General features: G+C 45.3%; 14 protein-coding genes and 2 tRNA genes. 9 read left to right on the top strand and 7 right to left on the bottom strand.

Annotated features, from left to right (window positions below; translation table 11 throughout):
* Nucleotides 1–286 precede the first annotated feature (286 nt).
* The 4 genes from RTS10_RS07815 (at nucleotide 287) to RTS10_RS07830 (ending at nucleotide 1,695) form a co-directional block, all read left to right on the top strand.
* A complete protein-coding gene (locus RTS10_RS07815) occupies nucleotides 287–736 on the top strand; it encodes an acyl-CoA thioesterase (RefSeq protein WP_050772869.1) in 450 nt (149 codons plus the stop codon).
* A gap of 113 nt (nucleotides 737–849) precedes the next feature.
* Nucleotides 850–1,419, top strand: coding sequence for a DUF2059 domain-containing protein (locus tag RTS10_RS07820; protein WP_312539868.1), 570 nt, complete (start codon nucleotides 850–852; stop codon nucleotides 1,417–1,419).
* 87 nt (nucleotides 1,420–1,506) lie between these two features.
* A tRNA-Val gene (locus RTS10_RS07825) sits at nucleotides 1,507–1,582 on the top strand.
* A gap of 36 nt (nucleotides 1,583–1,618) precedes the next feature.
* Nucleotides 1,619–1,695 (top strand) — tRNA-Asp (locus RTS10_RS07830).
* A 362-nt stretch (nucleotides 1,696–2,057) separates the two neighbouring features.
* Here RTS10_RS07830 and RTS10_RS07835 read toward each other — a convergent pair.
* The 7 genes from RTS10_RS07835 to cydD all read right to left on the bottom strand — a co-directional run bounded on the left by RTS10_RS07835 (nucleotide 2,058) and on the right by cydD (nucleotide 12,018).
* Complete coding sequence (locus RTS10_RS07835) at nucleotides 2,058–2,762, bottom strand: potassium channel family protein (protein ID WP_135889249.1); 705 nt, start codon at nucleotides 2,760–2,762, stop codon at nucleotides 2,058–2,060.
* A gap of 23 nt (nucleotides 2,763–2,785) precedes the next feature.
* Entirely contained in the window at nucleotides 2,786–4,567 is a 1,782-nt protein-coding gene (locus RTS10_RS07840) for a TrkH family potassium uptake protein (protein WP_312539869.1), read from the bottom strand.
* Between the two features lie 132 nt (nucleotides 4,568–4,699).
* The gene (locus RTS10_RS07845) at nucleotides 4,700–6,583 is read right to left on the bottom strand and encodes a sensor histidine kinase (RefSeq protein WP_312539870.1); all 1,884 of its coding nucleotides are present in this window, start codon (nucleotides 6,581–6,583) and stop codon (nucleotides 4,700–4,702) included.
* 70 nt (nucleotides 6,584–6,653) lie between these two features.
* A complete protein-coding gene (locus RTS10_RS07850; RefSeq protein WP_036603962.1) occupies nucleotides 6,654–7,322 on the bottom strand; it encodes a response regulator in 669 nt (222 codons plus the stop codon).
* 111 nt (nucleotides 7,323–7,433) lie between these two features.
* A complete protein-coding gene (locus RTS10_RS07855; RefSeq protein WP_312539871.1) occupies nucleotides 7,434–8,306 on the bottom strand; it encodes a PepSY domain-containing protein in 873 nt (290 codons plus the stop codon).
* Between the two features lie 222 nt (nucleotides 8,307–8,528).
* Nucleotides 8,529–10,316, bottom strand: coding sequence for an amino acid ABC transporter ATP-binding/permease protein (locus tag RTS10_RS07860; protein ID WP_312539872.1), 1,788 nt, complete (start codon nucleotides 10,314–10,316; stop codon nucleotides 8,529–8,531).
* Nucleotides 10,317–10,320: 4 nt separating this feature from the next.
* A complete protein-coding gene (cydD, locus tag RTS10_RS07865) occupies nucleotides 10,321–12,018 on the bottom strand; it encodes a thiol reductant ABC exporter subunit CydD (protein ID WP_312539873.1) in 1,698 nt (565 codons plus the stop codon).
* Between the two features lie 456 nt (nucleotides 12,019–12,474).
* Between cydD and RTS10_RS07870 the strand changes: the two genes are divergently transcribed.
* From RTS10_RS07870 to RTS10_RS07890, 5 genes are all read left to right on the top strand, one after another.
* Nucleotides 12,475–14,103, top strand: a complete 1,629-nt coding sequence (locus tag RTS10_RS07870; RefSeq protein WP_312539874.1) for a cytochrome ubiquinol oxidase subunit I — start codon at nucleotides 12,475–12,477, stop codon at nucleotides 14,101–14,103.
* Nucleotides 14,096–15,232: a cytochrome d ubiquinol oxidase subunit II gene (gene cydB, locus RTS10_RS07875; RefSeq protein WP_312384602.1), complete on the top strand. Its 1,137-nt coding sequence runs from the start codon at nucleotides 14,096–14,098 to the stop codon at nucleotides 15,230–15,232. The genes RTS10_RS07870 and cydB overlap by 8 nt, the downstream gene beginning before the upstream one ends.
* Before the next feature lie 32 nt (nucleotides 15,233–15,264).
* Nucleotides 15,265–15,477: a cytochrome bd-I oxidase subunit CydX gene (gene cydX / locus RTS10_RS11005; protein ID WP_007116301.1), complete on the top strand. Its 213-nt coding sequence runs from the start codon at nucleotides 15,265–15,267 to the stop codon at nucleotides 15,475–15,477.
* Nucleotides 15,478–15,744: 267 nt separating this feature from the next.
* Nucleotides 15,745–17,034, top strand: coding sequence for an ammonium transporter (locus RTS10_RS07885; RefSeq protein ID WP_312539881.1), 1,290 nt, complete (start codon nucleotides 15,745–15,747; stop codon nucleotides 17,032–17,034).
* Between the two features lie 107 nt (nucleotides 17,035–17,141).
* Complete coding sequence (locus RTS10_RS07890) at nucleotides 17,142–17,906, top strand: hypothetical protein (RefSeq protein WP_312539875.1); 765 nt, start codon at nucleotides 17,142–17,144, stop codon at nucleotides 17,904–17,906.
* Nucleotides 17,907–18,122 lie beyond the last annotated feature (216 nt).

Consider the following 18,122-nt stretch of genomic DNA (forward strand, 5'->3'; position numbering starts at 1 on the left):
CGGATTTTTTTATTATTCAACTAGATTTTGGCTAGTAATCAGTCAGTTACTGATTGGCTATTGTGGTGATAAGACGAATTTGCTACTTTAGCGATTAAGGCATCGCCATATGGGTCAAGTTGGCTCACAGCATTGATTTACAGCTATGTTAGTTCACATCTGAGATGCCGAGGTTAATAATTTTTTATGATAGTTGTTATATGAATTAAGAAGGATCTTCATTGTGGCTAATTCCGTTGAATTACAGCAAAATTTGCAAGTTGCCCCTTTACAAAACGAACTTACCATGTCTGTGCTGATGACGCCTGATTTGGCAAATTTCACCGGCAATGTGCATGGCGGTGATTTATTAAAAATGCTTGACCAAGTGGCTTATGCTTGTGCCAGTCGCTATAGCGGTAGCTACGTGGTGACGCTATCGGTGGATCAAGTGATTTTTCGTGAGCCGATTCATGTAGGGGAGTTAGTCACCTTTTTGGCAAGCGTCAATTATGTGGGCAAAACTTCGATGGAAGTGGGTATTCGAGTGCAAGCAGAAAATATCCAAAACCGTACGATACGCCATACCAACAGTTGTTACTTTACCATGGTAGCGGTGGATAAATATGGCAAGCCCACCCGTGTACCACCCCTTGAAATCAAAGATAGCCCGCAAGAATGCCGCCAAAAAGCCGCACAGATGCGTAAAGCATTGCGTTTTCAAAGTAACAACATTCCCCAATGTGATATCGAGTAGACAGAAAAATGCGTCATAAATATCCCTCTATAAAATCCAACAAACCGTTACGCCTATTATGGTCATTAACCGCTAAAAAGTTAGCAGGGCTAGCCTTATTGGTATCATCTAGCATGACTATGCTGGTTCATCCTGCTTACGCCGAATTAATCATTCAGAACAACCCAGTTAGTGCTCAACCACCAGTTACGACTATCAACGAATTGCAAACCCAGCCCACGGATGCATCGCTTGACAAGCTTATCAAGGTGCTACATATCGATAAAATGATTGATGAAATGATTGCCCAACGTCAGCAAGCGGCCAGTATGATGAAAGGGCTACCTCAAGAATTGCCTACAGATGAAAATGCGGGTATTTTTAGCCGTCATGCGCAAAAACAACTTAAAAATATCTTTGTTAAATATAGCACCATCTTGGGACAGCAATTAGACCAACCCATCTCTAAACAGCAACTGCAACAAGCTTATCAAGCAATTGCCAAAAGAACCTATACCCAAGCTGAAGTCGATGCCCTCAACCAATTTTATGAGACCCCAATGGGACAACGCATCTTGAGCAAACAATCGCAAGTTTCCAGTGAGTTTGTGCAGGTGATGATGCCGACCCTGATAGGTGACACAAGCCAATTTGAAAAAGCGATGCCAAGTTTGCAAAAAGATATCGAAAAAATCTTTAAATAACTAGTTGACAATCCATGATAAGTCTATATAATACGCGTCACTTCGATGATATTGAAGCAACTTGATTGGCTTATAGATTGCCTGTCAGGGTCGTTAGCTCAGTTGGTAGAGCGTCTGCCTTACACGCAGAATGTCGGCGGTTCGAATCCGTCACGACCCACCAATTTGACAAGTTTGGGTCGTCGTCATCAGCTACCGTGCAGTGGTAGTTCAGTTGGTTAGAATACCGGCCTGTCACGCCGGGGGTCGCGGGTTCGAGTCCCGTCCGCTGCGCCACTTATTTTAGTGGATTTAAAAACGAATTTTTTAAAGTTTTATGCCTCAAATCTCCCCTGATTTGAGGTTTTTTTCGTCTTGGTGTTTAGTTAAGTGATTGAATATAAAAAAATTATTTCTTCGACAAATTTTTTACTTATCAACCATTTTTTGACTGACTGATTGTTAAGTGACTAGACATGCTCTGAAGGATATATTATTAAAACTAATGTGACCCAAGGCTTGTGACCAAAACGTGACCATTTTGTGACCAAAAATTTTGGCTGACGGCTTACAAGGTCACAAGCCGTGGTTAAAACACAAGAAGCCTAGCGACAATCAAAAAATTAGCCACAACGACTAGATGCTTTGATGAGCTATTGTTATGAATTCTGGGATGCGTGCATATACTTGAACAGCCGTCTTAAGTCATTGGTTTCCCCAAATAATACTAAAACCGTATCAGGCTCAATGACAAAATCTGGATGCACAATGCCATCGATTTTGGATTTAGTTTGATTTCGACCAAAACCAAATTGGTTTTGGTGAAATGAAATGGTGGTTAATAGCATCACATTAAATTGATTGATTAAATCAAGCGCGTGAACTGTTTTACCGTAAAATGTAGGCGGTGTCTGTATTTGAACGATACTATAATCGTTATCGAGTTCAAATGAATCAATTAAGCCAGTTAGCGACAGTTTCTTTGCCCAGTGGGTTGCCGCCTCGTTTTCGGGCTGGATGATGTCATCAACCCCCAATGCTTGTAGCACTTTTTCGTGCAGTGGGTTAATGGCTCGGCTAATGATATATTTGGCATTAAGATTTTTGAATAGCGCAGTGACCATCACGTTTTGCCCTTGGTCTTCGCCAATGGTAATGAGTACCACATCTGTCTGGGCAATGGGTAACCCCGAGACGGCATTTTCACTGGTAGAATCGATACAAATCGTGTGCGAAATGGATTCTTTGTAGCGCTCAACTTTATCCATGTCGATATCAATACCAATGACCTCATGTCCTTGACTGGTGAGTTTGGTGGCAAGTGATGAGCCAAAATTGCCTAGACCGACGATGATGTATTTCATATCTATACCTTATCAATTTATCTTTAGGTGATAATAATCTCTTCGCTAGGATAGCGATAGCTTTGATGCCTTGGGCGATTTAATAAGGCAATTAAGATGGTCAATGCCCCAACCCGTCCACAAAACATCAGCCCAATCAGTACGGATTTGCTAAACGCACTTAAATGCGGGGTGATGCCTAAGCTTAAACCTGTGGTGGTGTAAGCAGAAACACTTTCAAATAACACTTCTGTCATACTCATGTTGGGCTCTGCCCAGCGTATTAACGTACAACCAAACGCAATGATAATCACTGACAAACAGATAATCGCAAATGCCCGCTTCACTGAGATATCCGCAATTTCACGACGAAATACTTCGATACGAGAATAGCCGCGTGCCAGTGACACAATATTGAGCACAGCGACCGCAAAAGTCGTGGTTTTGATACCACCGCCTGTAGAGTTTGGGGCTGCCCCGACCCACATCAATGCAATGGTAAGCATCACAGTCGGTGGCGCTAGCTGTGCCATGTCTACCACGTTGATTCCTGATGAGCGCGGTGCAGCTGCCACAAAAAACCCTGTCACAAGTTTGCCGATGACACTGGTATGCTCAGTTAAGGTACCTTGCCACTCAAATACAAGCACACTGACAAAGGCAAGCACTAGCAAGGACAGGGTCGTCACTAAACTAATGCGACTATTGATACTTAGTAACCACGGCTTGGCACCATATCGTGAGCGGTTAGGAAACAGCAGGCGCATCACCTGATGGCGCAAATATTCCACGACATTGGCAACTATCGCAAACCCCAACCCCCCAAACAAAAACGTCACCGCCACAACCATTTGTAACGGATAATTAAAGCGCAGTTGTAACTCATATAAGCTATCACTCATCGTTGAAAAACCTGCATTACAAAATGCAGAGATGGCATGAAAAACCGAAAAAAAGATGCGGCGATGGATACTCATAGGGACATCAAGCATACTGAGATAAATCGCCATGGCTGCCACGGACTCCACCGCAAACGTGACCGCAAAAATTACTTTGAGCGTCTTTAGCACATCACTCATACGATTGGCTGAGGTCACATGCCCAATCTGTAGCTGTGTCTGATAACTGATGCGCCCTCGAAAAAAATAGCTAAAATAAGTGGCAAAAGTCAAAATCCCTAAGCCGCCCAATTGAAACAAACACATGATAATGATTTGACCCAATGGGGTAAAAAAAGCGCCTGTATCTTTTACCGCCAGACCTGTGATACACACCGCACTCGTGGCAGTAAATAGAGCATCAACAAACGCAATATGACCATAAGTGGCATTTGGCATCATCAGCAAAAACGTGCCGAGCAAAATAAGCAATAGAAAACTTAAAATAAACAACTGGGCAGGATGGGCAACGACTATCTTAAAGCTGAACTCCATCACCAATAACTGACGAATAAAAGAAACCAACAACGCAATTTTTATCAGCGATTTTTCAAACAGGAATTTGTATAAAAAAGAACTATTATCGGCAAAAAAATGTGTCACCAATAGCGCAATGACTAATAAAGCAATGGACAAATCAAACGTTAGCACAAGCTTTGAGCGTATACCTTTTTGCACATATTGACTCAATAACTCAATAAAATTAAGCCCAAGCACGATTAAATAAAACGTCGAAGCCACGCCATGCAACCAAACTTTAAAATCAAACCCTGTCTCAATAATCGCAAGCAATACAGCGAATAAACTGCTATAAAATACCAGTTTATTAAACACACCCGATGGCTTGTCATGCATTGAGTCTAGCGCATTTTTTTTATTTTTTTTCAATATAAAATCAAACATCGTAAAGTTGACTTCCGTTTTACCCAAGCATAGTTGTTGTACTTTATACCGCAATTATACGTTTGAGAAAACTAGATTGAACAATGATTTAAAAAAAGCAGCGATGATTTGATAAAATTACGTTGTTTTTGAGGCAGGCTGAAACACCAAGGTTACCGTTAAGCCTTGGGTGGTGGCAGTGGTTTGGGCGTTATTCTCAACCACTTGCGTAGGACTCAGATAAATATCGATATTGGCTTGTTGACAAATTTGATAAACAATCGATAAACCTAAGCCGGTACCGCCAATTACCGTGAAACCTGAATGGGTACTTGTGTCTTTGGAGGAAAAAGATTTTTTGGCAGTATCACTATGGGTTTGTGTACTGCTTGTTTGTCCTTGTGCTAGTGATGCGCTCGACGCATTTTGATTGACGCGGTAAAAAGGTTGAAAGACGTCTTGATAATGCGCTGCATCAATGCCAATGCCCGTATCGGCAACTTGGACGATGAGTCGTTTTGCGCGGTGATTGGGTGTGTTGCTAGCGTTGTTCACCAACACAGGGGTCGGGGTCAATGCGTTGGCGAAGTTGGCACGGGTATCTTGCGTGGCATGGGTCGAATCGGTGCTGCTTGACGACTGCGTTAAATCTTCGATAGTCATGTGGTCAATGACAACCGCGATATTGCCTGTGGTTGGGGTATATAAAATGGCATTTTGCAGTAAATTTTTGAGGAGGATAAACAAGGCAGTTTCATCTAGACTGACCTGCGTCGCTGACGTACCCAGCGCGGCGAGATGATTGTCAACCGACAGGGTTTGGTCTTTGCTATCGGCAATCGGAAATAGCAGTTTGATGGCTTCTCGTAGCACTGCGATTAAATCGGTGGGCGTGTTGGTGCGCTCGGTCAGCTGTGATTGCTGGGCGTCCATACGGGCAAGGGTAAGTAGCTGTTCCACCAGATGTTGATTGTGTTCCACTCTGACAGCGAGCTTATGAATGTTTTGTTTGAATTTGGCTTGCCTTGCAGGGTCGCTATACATCGCCGCGTCTTGACTGTATTTTTGCAGTTGTTGCACTTGCAGTGAGATTGCGGTCAATGGCGAGCGTAGCTCATGCGCGGCATCCGCGATAAAGCGATTTTGGTTTTGGATATGCGCGTCAACCCGTTGTAACAAGGCATTGATTTCAATGACCAAGGGCATGAGCTCGCTGGGCAGAATCGAGCGATGTTGGCTGTCAGTGGGTAGCTCGATCAAGCTGAGATCTTGACCATGACGTTTTGCCATTTGCCTAGCTAATATCTGAATCGGACGCAATACGCGCTTTAATACCCAAGGCAATAGGGCAAGCAGCAATAGGGTCGTTAGTAAAATTGGAATAATAGATTGCCAAGCCGATTTTAACGCAATTTTTTTCTGCCATTCGACAGGTTGACGCACAAAAATCACCCGCCTTGGGGTGTCTTTACGAAAGACTTTCCAGATTTCACCATCAAGGGTTAATTCACTAAAACCAATAGGGGTGTTAATCAATTGCGGGTGAGCCATTGGCTCAATAAAATTGGTGTCAATTTTGCCAAAACGGGCCGGGAAGATATCAACTTGCACACCGTCTTTAACGCCTTGATACTGTAGTACGTTGCTTTCATCATTGGATGAGAAAACCATGGTCGGCGTGCTACTGCTAGGGGCAGAAGCTATCTTAGCTGGTAGAGGTGGTCTAGGCGGTGGTAAGTCATGCGGTGCAAAATCGTTATCTGGGTTTGATAGACGCCTATTAGGCTTCAGGTTACGGGGAGGGGGTCGCAGGGCCGCGCGCGAGCTAACCAGCTCAGCAAGATAGCTAAGATTGGTTTCTTGTGAGGTGTTAAACTCTTGATAGGTATAGCAAAATACCGCAATCTGTACCAAAATGCCAATCGATAGTAACGTGCCAAGGATCCAGACCAGCAACTGTTTTTGCAGTGATTTTTGCAACGATTTTTGCAAGGGAAGGGCGGTTTTTGTAGGGGTAGTCATGGTCATTTTCGCCGCTATTTGGCGGTCATTGTCTGGATGTTTTTTTGAGGCCTTTTTTTATCACTTTTTGTTAGTCTTGGGCTTCGGCGCTGATATACCAGCCTAAACCACGGATGTTTTTAATCCGTTTTTGACCAATTTTTTTGCGCAGTCCATAGATTAAAAATTCAATGGCATTGCTCTCTATCCCGGCTTCCCAATTGTAGATAGAATTTTCCAATTCACTTTTAGAAAACACTTTATCGGGCGCGGTCATAAAAGTGGTGAGCAGCATGTATTCTTTGGCGGTAATATCGATTTCTATGCCGTCACGTTTGAGGCGTTTGGCATTGATATCGAGGGTTAAGTCGCCGACTTGTAGGGTGTTTTGGCTATTGCCTTGTGAGCGGCGCACCAACACACGCATACGAGCAAGCAATTCACTCATCGCAAATGGCTTAGTCATATAGTCATCTGCCCCAGCATCCAGCCCTTTCACGCGGTCTTTGATTTGGTCTCGGGCGGTCAGCACCAGTACAGGCGTATCGATTTTGGCACTGCGAAGCGTCTCTAACACGCTCATGCCGTCAATTTCTGGTAAGCCCAAATCCAGCAAAATCACGTCATACGATTCGACTTTGAGGGTCAAAATCGCTTCTCGCCCATCTTTTGCCCAGTCTACCGCATACGCTTCTTCTTCTAGACTATCAATCAGACTGTCGGCAATGAATACGTCATCTTCGACGAGTAATACTCTCATTGGGTTACCTTTATACACGAATACTGTTCAATAAATAAACTATAACACAAAAAACCGCCATTCTAAGAATGACGGTGTTGCTCATAAGCAAGGTTGCCATTTGGCACTCAATTATGGCTGAGTAGGCGCACGACGTTTGAAGTCGTTAAATGATTTAACATCGCTCACGGCACCTGTTTGGGCATCAACTTTGACATGGTAGACTTCTTGACCTTTCACCACCTCAATCTGATAGCTTGGAGTTCTAGGTGGTTGATTTTGGGCAGGATTTGCTGCAGGCGGCATGCCTGTATTGCCCATTTGTGGGTCTCTGTTAGGGCGGCGTTGACCGTCACGAGGACCATGACCCATTTTACCCCCTTTATCCCCACCTAAATGTGCGCCAATGGCTTCACCACCCACTTGGTTCGCTGCCAATTGCATGGCGCGTTCTAGGCTGATATTGATGGCAGGCGGCGCAGGTGGTTGATTGTTGTTGGGGTTATTAGTGGGGTTATTAGTTTGTTGCGGACGCGCTGGGCGTGATGGCCGTGATGGCATAGTTGCTTGGCTCACTTGACCATTAGACGCATTGACGATATACAGTTGTGGTTGACCATTCGCATTAAGGGTCATGACCCGGTAGCCGACGATGTTGTTATTAGCGTTGTTGCCGCTACGGGCAGGGTTTGGGTTGGGTCGGTTGCTACTGTCATGATAGCGTACGCCAACGATGCGTGTGTTTGCGGTTTGTTTTTGTACCAAGGCGACTGCTTGAGAGGCACTGATGCTGGCATTGGCGGCTGCTTGGGCGTTGGCCTGCATGGCTTGTAAGCGTTGCTCAAAGTTCTTGGCATTGGCTGGATGGCGTTTTTGCATTTTTTGTGCTTGTGGTGCCGCTGAGGTGCTCGCACAGGCGGTGAGTGTCGCACCTGTAACAACACTAAGCAAGGCTACACTAAGCCCAGTGGCTAAAAATGAGGGGTTAAATTTTGCTAAGTTCATAGGTTTTCCTGCGGTTGTTAATATAGTTGTTGATAACCCTTGATTGGATAGTACTATCATACAAAAATTAAGACAGCAGAGACTTAGCGATAACGCAGAATCAGGCTAGGTAGGTTATAGCAATCGGATTAAACAATTTGCTTTGCATAAACGCCGGCAACAATATTCAAAAATGTTTTTATCAATTTTTTTGCCTGTCAAATTAATTTTTCCCTAGACAGGTTAAATTAAAACATCAGGCTCAGGTAATTGCACGATATTAATTGGACACTCGGTTTGCCAAAGATGGTGGGTGACAATGATTAAAATGCCTTGCTGCTGATGCTGTACCAGCATTTGCCACAGTGCTTCACGGCTTTTTTTATCAAGTCCTGCAAACGGCTCATCTAGCAGCAAGATTTTTTTTGGGCTAAGTAATAGCCGTGCCAAGGCAATGCGTCTGGCTTGTCCACCGGAAATAGCTTGCCCGTATTCTCCTAGCGGGGTCTGTAATTGTAGCGGCTGACTGCGCGCCCAGTCTTTGAGTCCAACCTTACCCAGCACTTGCCAAAGCTGTTCATCACTGGCATCGGCGTTGCCCAATCTTAAATTGGTCGCCAAGGTCTGGTCAAAAATATCAATCTGCTGCCCCAGATAACCTGTGAGCGCGGGCGTATCGTGTAACGCTAGCCAATCCCTACCATTGAGCTCTATGCTGCCTTGTTGCGGTGCTAGTTCACGAGCCAGCACTTGTAACAGTGTTGATTTTCCCGCGCCCGAGCGTCCCGTAATCAATACAGGGATGCCTTGGGTGGCAGTCAAGCTGATAGCTTTGAAACCGACAATCGCCTGCGGCATTTTGGCAGCTAGATGATGGATGGTGAGTGTAAGTGGCGCATTTAGGCGCGTAACATCAATGGGTAAAGGGGCTAAATCATGGTTTAAATGATGGCTAGGTTGTAGCGAAGGATTGAGTAATTCATTGAGTTGATGTTGTGCTGCCAAACTATTGCCAAGGGCTAGCGAATGGGTGACTAACGGCGCTAGCAAGTCAGTCATGCCCATGATACCGAGGAATAGCGCAAGCAGCATCGGCACACTGATGACAAGGGGCGTGTGATAAAAACCCACTAACAAGCCGACCAAAACCGCTGCCATCAGCCACTGCATGATGAGCATGACCAATGACTGGGCGCGCTGGATGCGCTTTTGCTGATGCGTATGTTGAGTGTCGACGCTGTTAAAAGCAGTCAATTCGGATTGCCAGCGCTGCCAAATCAATAAATGGGTAAGTGCCGATAGCGGATTGAGCAAACTGACACGCCTAGACTCTGCCAATGCCTGATGAGCGCGGGCGTGCTTGATACTACGCCATGTCAGCATGGTAGGCAACATCAAACCGGCGATTAAAAATATGGCAATCAAGACGGGGCTAACCTCATACTGATAAAGTAAGGTGGCTACTAGCAAGCTCGCGGTTGTCGCGACTAGCCAAGGCGATACCACGCGCAGTGGCAACTCATTGAGCACATCAATATCATGGGTTAAACGGTGCATGGCATGGGTAGATTGTAAGGTAATTGATAAATTTGCCAGTGGCAGGCGTGAAAACTGGTTAAAAAAACGCACTCGCAGCCGCTGCAACAAACCAAACACCGCATGGTGGGACACCATCATTTCACCATAGCGTCCTGCGGTACGTACCATCGCCATCACACGGATAATCGCTGCCGGTACCAGATAATTAAAACTGTGTGAGCCCAGCGCCACCATCCCTGTCATTGCTGCCGCAGAAATAAACCACCCTGACGTCATCAATAGGCCAATCACGGATAACGCAGTCATCATGGCTAAACAGGCAGCAATGAGCCATTTATCTAGCTGCGTGCTAAACAGCTGGGTTAAACGAAAGGTTTGATGACTGTTTGATTTTTTTTGCCGGTGAGTGTTGACACGGCTATTTTGATTAATAAGCCTATTTTCACTAGCAAGTTTATTTTCGCTATTTTTTTCACTAGTAGAGTCTGTCATACCGTTACGCCTTCGCCAAAGTAGATGCAATATCAAGGCTTATTTGCCGATCCAGCCAAGGCAGTTTTGTGGCATCGTGCGTCACCCATAACACGGTTTTCCCCCTCGTCACTTGTTGTAATAGCGCATTAATCTCGGCTGCGGTGTCACTATCTAAATGCTCAGTGGGTTCATCGAGTAGCCAAAGCTGTGCGTCTTGCAAGAGTAACTGGGCTATTGCCAATCGTCGCTGCTGTCCACCGGACAAGCCGCTACCACGTTCACCTAACTGAGTATCTAGCTGATTTGGCAGTGCTTTTATCAAAGGTTTTAACCCCACTTGCGCAAGAATTTGCCATAGTTTGTCATCACTGGCGGTTGGGTTTGGCAGGCGCAAATTATCGGCGATACTCATCGGCAGTAGCATGGTTTGCTGTGACAAATAGGCGATTTGGTGGCGAAATTGCGTGGAATTGATGGTGTTAAAATTTTGGTTATTAATAAAGATATCGCCTTGATAGGCACAAAAACCCAAAAAAATTTGCAATAGGGTGGATTTGCCGCTGCCACTTTGACCGACAATCGCCAACCGTTCCCCTGCGGCAATAGCAAAACTTAACGGCGCGAGCCGTGTGCGTTGCTGATGATTGACCCAAATATTATCCGCGTCAATGGCAGGGGGCGCAGTTAAGATAGAGGGGTTAGCTTTTGTGTTTTCCGCTGACTGAAAAGCTAACAAGGGTGATAATTCGGCAATCGCGCCTTCCGCTTGCGCTTTGACATGATAATCCGCGCCCAACTGACGTAGCGGGGCATAAAATTCAGGTGCCAACAGCAGTAAAAATAGCGCCGACTGGTAAGGCACAGGCACCGTGTTTTTTTGCCAAGGTAAAATACCGATTAAACCAAAACCCAAATACACGGCAAGTAGCGCAATCGACAGCGCGGCTAACAGTTCTAGCGCTGCGGTGTTTAAAAACGCAATTTTGAGTACCGACATGGTGCGCATACGGTAGGCTTCGGCTGAGGCGTCTATATCTTGACTCGCGTGCCCGACAGCATCCAGCCGTTGCAGTGTGGCTGTGCCACGTAACCAATCCAAAAATCGCCCGCTCAGCTGTGCCATCGCGGCAAATTGTTGCCGACTTTTACGGGCGGTGGCATGACCAATTAATACCATAAATACAGGGACTAGCGGTGCTGTCAGCAGTAAAATCAGCGTTGCTATCCAGCTTTGGGTCGCTGCCGCAACTAATAGCATGATAGGCGTGGTCACCACAATCAGTCGTTGCAGATAAAAACGGCTGACATAGCCCGTTAAGGCGTCACATTGCTCAATCACCATACTGGCAAGCCCGCCATCACTGCCATACTGGTCCCGCGCTGCACCTACTTGTGCCAGTTTTTCAACTAGCGTTTTTCGTAGGATGCCGGCTACTTGTAGCCCCGCGTCTAACGCCAGCTGGTCTTTGCAAAAATGCAGTAAAGGACGTAGCAACAGACACCCCATCAGCCACGGCAGATAATCAAAAAATACGTCAGTGGCAGGGCGGTGATGGGCGATTTGTGTTAACCAATCTGCAAAGATGACCGCAATCAGCCAAGACTGCACGATCAATACTAGCGTGGACACAACTGACAGTCCCCATGCCATATAAATCGGTCGCTTTGCCATAGCGGCATAGTGACGAAGGGTTTGGTTGACAGCAGAAGTTTCAGACATGGTTGGTTAACAGTAACGATAAAATCAATGGACATATCATAGCGTATCAAGCACGGGTTAGGTACGACAAATCATGCTCATCAAGGCAATGAGATAAAAAAGTGTAAACACACTGCCTACCAATGAGGGTTGATAAAACCTTGATAAAGGCATATAAAAAGCCATATAAAAGACAATTAAATAAGTAAAGCGATGAACGACCCCACTTTAAAATATTACCCTCAACAGACCCATAAACTATCACTCATTCAACTATCACCATCTTTGACAGGGTATGAGAAGATGGTAGCAGCAACGCCATACTCATCATAGTATTTTGTAGTCAGGTGCGACATTATGCCGCATGACAAATAATTTATAGATTTATATAATGTTTGTAAATAAAAACATTACCCTTTTTTAACCACGCATGAGGGTAATTGACATCTGAATTGGTTGTCAAACCAAGGAGTCAACATGATAACAGAACATCTCGTCGATATTTCCCGTCTGCAATTTGCAGTCACGGCGTTATATCATTTTTTATTTGTACCACTCACACTGGGCATGGTGTGGCTGCTGGTCATCATGGAATCCATGTACGTGATGACAGGCAAAGAAGTGTGGAAAGACATGACGCGTTTTTGGGGCAAACTGTTTGGCATCAACTTTGCCTTGGGTGTCACCACCGGAATCACCATGGAATTCCAGTTTGGTACCAACTGGGCGTACTACTCACAATATGTCGGCGATGTTTTTGGTGCGCCGCTTGCCATTGAAGGCTTGATGGCATTTTTTTTAGAATCGACCATGGTTGGACTGTTTTTCTTTGGTTGGGATAGACTGTCACGCGGACAGCATTTGCTAGTGACTATGTTGATGGCGCTGGGTACCAATCTATCCGCATTGTGGATTTTGATTGCCAATGGGTGGATGCAAAATCCGGTTGGCGCAGAGTTTAGTTACCAGACTATGCGCATGGAAATGACCGATTTTGCGGCAGTATTATTTAACCCTGAGGCGCAGAACAAATTCGTACATACCGTCTCTGCCGGCTATACGGTGGGAGCGACCTTTGTGCTTGCCATCTCAGCGTGGTATTTGCTCAAAAAACGCGATGTCGAATTTGCCAAACGCAGCTTTCAAGTCGCGGCGGCATTTGGTTTTGCGTCGATTTGTAGCACCATCGTGCTGGGTGATGAGTCGGGATATTCCATCGGCTTGGCACAGCAAACCAAAATGGCAGCGATAGAGGCGATGTGGGAAACCGAGCCTGCGCCTGCCAGTTTTAATTTGATTGCCGATATCAACCAAGCCGAGCAAAAAAACAACTGGGCAGTGCAAATTCCGTATGTGATGGGCTTAATTGGGACGCGCTCGCTAGATACCCCGATTTTGGGCATCCATGACATCAAAATTATCAATGAAAAACGTATCATCAATGGTCAAAAAGCGGTGGTGCTACTGGATCAATTACGCAGTGCGCCTCCAGGTTCAACCCCAAATCCTGTGACAGTGGCGGAGTTTGAAAAGGTAAAAAAAGACTTGGGCTTTGGGTTATTGCTCAAACGCTATTCGCCAGATGTCAGCAAAGCCACGCCGGCAATGATTAAACAGGCCACCGATGCCACTATTCCACCTATTATCCCGATGTTTTGGTCATTTCGTGCCATGGTAGGTTTGGGCTTTTTATTGTTGGCATTGTTTACGATTAGTCTTTGGTCAAGTGTCAAAGGCAACTTTATCCAAAAACCTTGGCTGTTACGTTGGGCATTATTGATGCTGCCTGCGCCTTGGCTTGCTGCGGAATTTGGTTGGTTTGTTGCCGAGTATGGGCGTCAACCTTGGACGATTTATGGCATGTTGCCAACCTATTTTTCAACCTCCAACATTAGCGTGGCGAATGTGTATGCCTCGCTGGCGGGATTTGTTGGTTTTTATACGGTGCTGCTGATGATTGAAATGTACTTGATGGTGAAATATGCCCGTAAAGGACCCGCAAGTCTAGGTACGGGCAAATACTATGGCGAAGATACTCACAAGGTGCACGTGAGTCCTTCATTAAATTTGCCCCATGATACAGCCGAGGTGAATCATGTTGTTTGATTATGAAACACTCAAAATTATTTGGTGGTTATTGGTCGGTGCGCTGCTCATTGGGTTTGCTATCATGGATGGGCATGATATGGGCGTGTGTTCGTTACTGCCTTTTGTCGGCAAAGATGATGAAGAGCGCCGGGTGATTATCAATACCATTGGTCCGCACTGGGAGGGTAACCAAGTATGGTTTATCACGGCAGGTGGCGCGATTTTTGCGGCATGGCCGATGGTGTATGCCACTGCCTTTAGCGGTTTTTATTGGGCGTTGATGGCAGTATTGTGGGCGTTATTTTTCCGCCCGGTGGGGTTTAAATATCGCAGTATGATACACAATCCAACCTGGCGCAAAGCGTGGGACTGGGGGTTGTTTGTGGGTTCATTTATCCCGGCTGTGGTGTTTGGCGTGGCATTTGGTAATTTGTTTTTAGGCGTGCCTTTTAGTTTTAACAACCATTTGGTATCGACTTACACAGGCTCATTTTGGGCATTACTTAATCCATTTGCCCTACTGTGTGGCTTGATTAGTGCGTCTATGTTGATTATGCAAGGGGGAGCATATTTAGCGCATCGCACCCTCGATGAGGTACAAAATCGTACTCTTAACTACGCTGCTATCAGTAGTATGGTAATGGCAGTGTTGTTTGTGCTGGCAGGGGTATGGATACAATCGATTGACGGCTATCATATCACCAGCCCCATTGACCCCCAAGCCTTACCAAATGTGCTCAATAAAGAGGTGACGCGTCAAGCGGGCGCATGGATGGCAAATTATCATCAGTATCCACTGGCATGGGCATTTCCTGCACTTGGTGTCATCATGCCGATTGTCACGGCAATATTGTTAAAAGCGCGTAAAACCTTGAGCGCATTTATCGCATCCAGTATTGCTGTGCTTAGTGTGATTATGACCGCAGGGGTGGCGCTGTTTCCGTTTGTCATGCCATCCTCTAGCGATCCACGTTCAAGCTTGACGGTTTGGGACAGTGTATCGAGTCATCTTACCTTGATGATTATGTTGTTTGTCGTGGTGGTGTTATTACCGATGATTGTAGGCTACACCAGCTGGGCATATAGCGTGATGCGCGGTAAAGTGACCAAGGCTTATGTTCGAGAGCAAGAGCATTCACTTTACTGACCCAAATGCAGGCAACTTAATAGGAGAACACAATGTGGTATTTTGCGTGGATATTAGGATTGGGGTTTGCGGTATTATTGGCGATTTTAAACGCGCTGTGGCTTGAAAATGCCGATGCGCGTAATAAAGCCTTTAATCCAAAAGCTAAGGACGATAATCCCACCAATGATGGTACGGTGACAGAAGGCAATCCCACTGAAGATATCCATAAAACAGGTAAGACTTCAGATAACGAGTCCTTATAGCCATTAACCTCAACCATTAGCGCTTTAAGTCATCACGACTTAAAGCGCTTTTTTATGCGTTGTCAAAACCCGCTATTTTTTAATTATTTTCTTGTTTGGTACACAATTTGCATTCCTTGTCTTGGCAAAACTGATTAATAATTGAGCGATAGTTTTTTATCGAGGGCATAAGGGCATAAGGGTAAGAGCTTCATGAGAAAATTAAACAATACGGTTCAACGGCATACGAGTAAACGGCTTAAGAAAGCCTATAAAGGGCTATTATCCATGATGGTTTTTTATCAACATTCCTCGGTGTACGCTGCGACGCCCACCAATGAGCAGCTCTATGACTACCAAAATGTGATGTGGGTGGTTATTGGCGGTTTGCTGGTGTTCTTTATGCAGGCGGGCTTTGCGCTCATTGAATCAGGCTCAGTGCGTAGTAAAAATACCGTGAATGTGTTGATGAAAAACTACACCGACATGGCGATTGGCGGGTTAATTTTTTATATTTTGGGCTATGGTTTGATGGCAGGCAACAACCCCACAGGTTACGTGGGTCAAAGCGAGTTTTTACCAGAGCAGCTTAGCAATATGCAATGGGCACATTTGTTTTTTCAGATGATGTTTGCTTCCACCGCCGCCACCATTGCCAGTGGTGCGATGGCGGAGCGTATTAAATTTTCAGGGTATCTGATTGGTACGTTGATGACTTGCGGACTGATTTATCCCGTCGTAGCAAGTTGGGCATGGGGTGGTTATTATGGCGGTCAAGGCTGGCTTACCCAGCTTGGATTTATTGATTTTGCCGGCTCTTCGGTGGTGCACTCTGTCGGTGGGTGGTTAGCGCTCGCGGGTATTATCGTCCTTGGACCGCGTATTGGTCGCTTTGCCCCTGATGGCACGCCGCGCTTGATTGCCGGTCATAATCTCACGCTGGTCACATTGGGCGGCTTTATCCTATGGTTGGCGTGGTTTGGATTTAACGCAGGTTCTACACTGACCAGCTCAGGCAACTTGGGCAAAATCATGCTAAATACCCATCTAGCAGGGGTGAGTGCGGTGACGGCTTATTTGCTGATTTCAGGGGTGATGCGTAAGGCAATTTTATTGAGTGATACGGTCAATATCAGCCTTGCAGGATTGGTCGCCATTACCGCAGGCTGTGCGACCATGTCGCCTGTGTATGCGATTGTTACCGGTGTTGGTGCATGTTTGGCGTATTTGGCGGTGAAGCGGTTATTGGATAATGTTCAAATGGATGATGCGGTGTATGCCGTTGCCGTGCATGTGGGCGGCGGTGTGTGGGGTACGCTGGCAGCAGGGCTGTTTTATGAAGGTGATTTATTCGACAGCCATCGTATTATCGTACAGCTGATGGGCATCGCGGCAATGTTTGTTTGGTCGTTTGGACTGGGTATGGTGGTGTATTTTGTGATAGAAAAAACCATCGGTCTTCGCGTACTTGCACAGCATGAGCAACGCGGGCTCGACTTTACCGAACATGCCGAAGGGGCTTACCCTGAATTCCAAGATAGCTTATTTAGTCAGCAAACGCTAACTGAGCGGCACTAGTTTTAAATTTTTGCGGTGCCTGTATGCTCTGTCGTCACAGGTACCCGACCCAATACAGTCATTTGCGTCCATTGTAATTTTATTAACTTTAAATATTTGGCCCCGTCATGAACAAAGAAGCTACTATCAAATCTGCGTTAACACCGTTTTTAAAAGATGCTGATATCCGTAAAGCCATGGACATCTTTCATAAAGATTATGCCGATATTACGCCTTACCAAATCCAGCGTTTTGTCCATGAAATTACGCAAGACAATCCAACCAAAGAATATCGCTCAAATATCCGTCGAAGTCTAATGAAAGCGCTGAGTGATTATCAAATGGGTGCAGTCAACCCCCAACCGATAACCCATGATATCCCTAATTTGGGGCAAAATAGGCTAGTAAATCACCCATCATCCAGTCAAGTAGCTATCGCTAACCAAAAACCTGACCCAATATCTAGCCCAATATTTAGCCAAACATCTAACCAAATAGCCGCCTTTGAGTTACTGATTGATAGTTTTACGGCGCAATTTTCACCATTATTGGGCAGCCAAATTTTAGACAGTGTCAGGCAGACGATTCATCAGCATCATAATTCATCAAAATCTCGTGGTTTTGGGCTATTAGCTCGCAAGGCAGAAACCAATCAGGCTTTAACCTTAACCATGATTCACTTTTTTGATCAGTTTTTTGGTGGGGACAAACAAAGTGCGTTGACAATGTCGTTGACCGATGCGGATACAGCAGGGTTTAGAACTATCTTATCGTTATTTTATCAGCAAGCGTGTCAATGGGCGGGACCTACTGATGCAGATATTGCCTTGGCGCAGGCAAACAAGATTACCAAAGCCAAGTTTGACGTATCTTTGGTTGAAAAATTTATGTAGAATGCCATTTATATAAAATACTACGGATTGACAGTATCATAGTACAATTTTTATGCAGACCTAAAGATGCTGAATGGCAAGTTCCCAGTTTATTTTATTTCCAGGTCCATTTTAGAGCTTTTAGCGCTGCCCTTGATGCTGTATTCTAGCTTAATTTTATGAGAACCTGTTCACGATTAAAAAATATGCTAGGATAAGCCACATAATCGATTAATA

It is taken from the genome of Moraxella sp. CTOTU47616, from assembly GCF_032017465.1.
GTDB lineage: Bacteria > Pseudomonadota > Gammaproteobacteria > Pseudomonadales > Moraxellaceae > Faucicola > Faucicola tetraodonis.

Bases quoted from the DNA above. Each gene is read 5' to 3' on its own strand.
- RTS10_RS07820 (WP_312539868.1), top strand. From the start codon at position 850: ATGACTATGCTGGTTCATCCTGCTTACGCCGAATTAATCATTCAGAAC.
- RTS10_RS07815 (WP_050772869.1), top strand. From the start codon at position 287: ATGTCTGTGCTGATGACGCCTGATTTGGCAAATTTCACCGGCAATGTG.
- cydX (WP_007116301.1), top strand. From the start codon at position 15,265: ATGTGGTATTTTGCGTGGATATTAGGATTGGGGTTTGCGGTATTATTG.
- RTS10_RS07855 (WP_312539871.1), bottom strand. From the start codon at position 8,306: ATGAACTTAGCAAAATTTAACCCCTCATTTTTAGCCACTGGGCTTAGT.
- RTS10_RS07890 (WP_312539875.1), top strand. From the start codon at position 17,142: ATGAACAAAGAAGCTACTATCAAATCTGCGTTAACACCGTTTTTAAAA.
- RTS10_RS07835 (WP_135889249.1), bottom strand. From the start codon at position 2,762: ATGAAATACATCATCGTCGGTCTAGGCAATTTTGGCTCATCACTTGCC.
- RTS10_RS07860 (WP_312539872.1), bottom strand. From the start codon at position 10,316: ATGACAGACTCTACTAGTGAAAAAAATAGCGAAAATAAACTTGCTAGT.
- cydD (WP_312539873.1), bottom strand. From the start codon at position 12,018: ATGTCTGAAACTTCTGCTGTCAACCAAACCCTTCGTCACTATGCCGCT.
- RTS10_RS07885 (WP_312539881.1), top strand. From the start codon at position 15,745: ATGATGGTTTTTTATCAACATTCCTCGGTGTACGCTGCGACGCCCACC.
- RTS10_RS07870 (WP_312539874.1), top strand. From the start codon at position 12,475: ATGATAACAGAACATCTCGTCGATATTTCCCGTCTGCAATTTGCAGTC.
- RTS10_RS07850 (WP_036603962.1), bottom strand. From the start codon at position 7,322: ATGAGAGTATTACTCGTCGAAGATGACGTATTCATTGCCGACAGTCTG.
- RTS10_RS07845 (WP_312539870.1), bottom strand. From the start codon at position 6,583: ATGACTACCCCTACAAAAACCGCCCTTCCCTTGCAAAAATCGTTGCAA.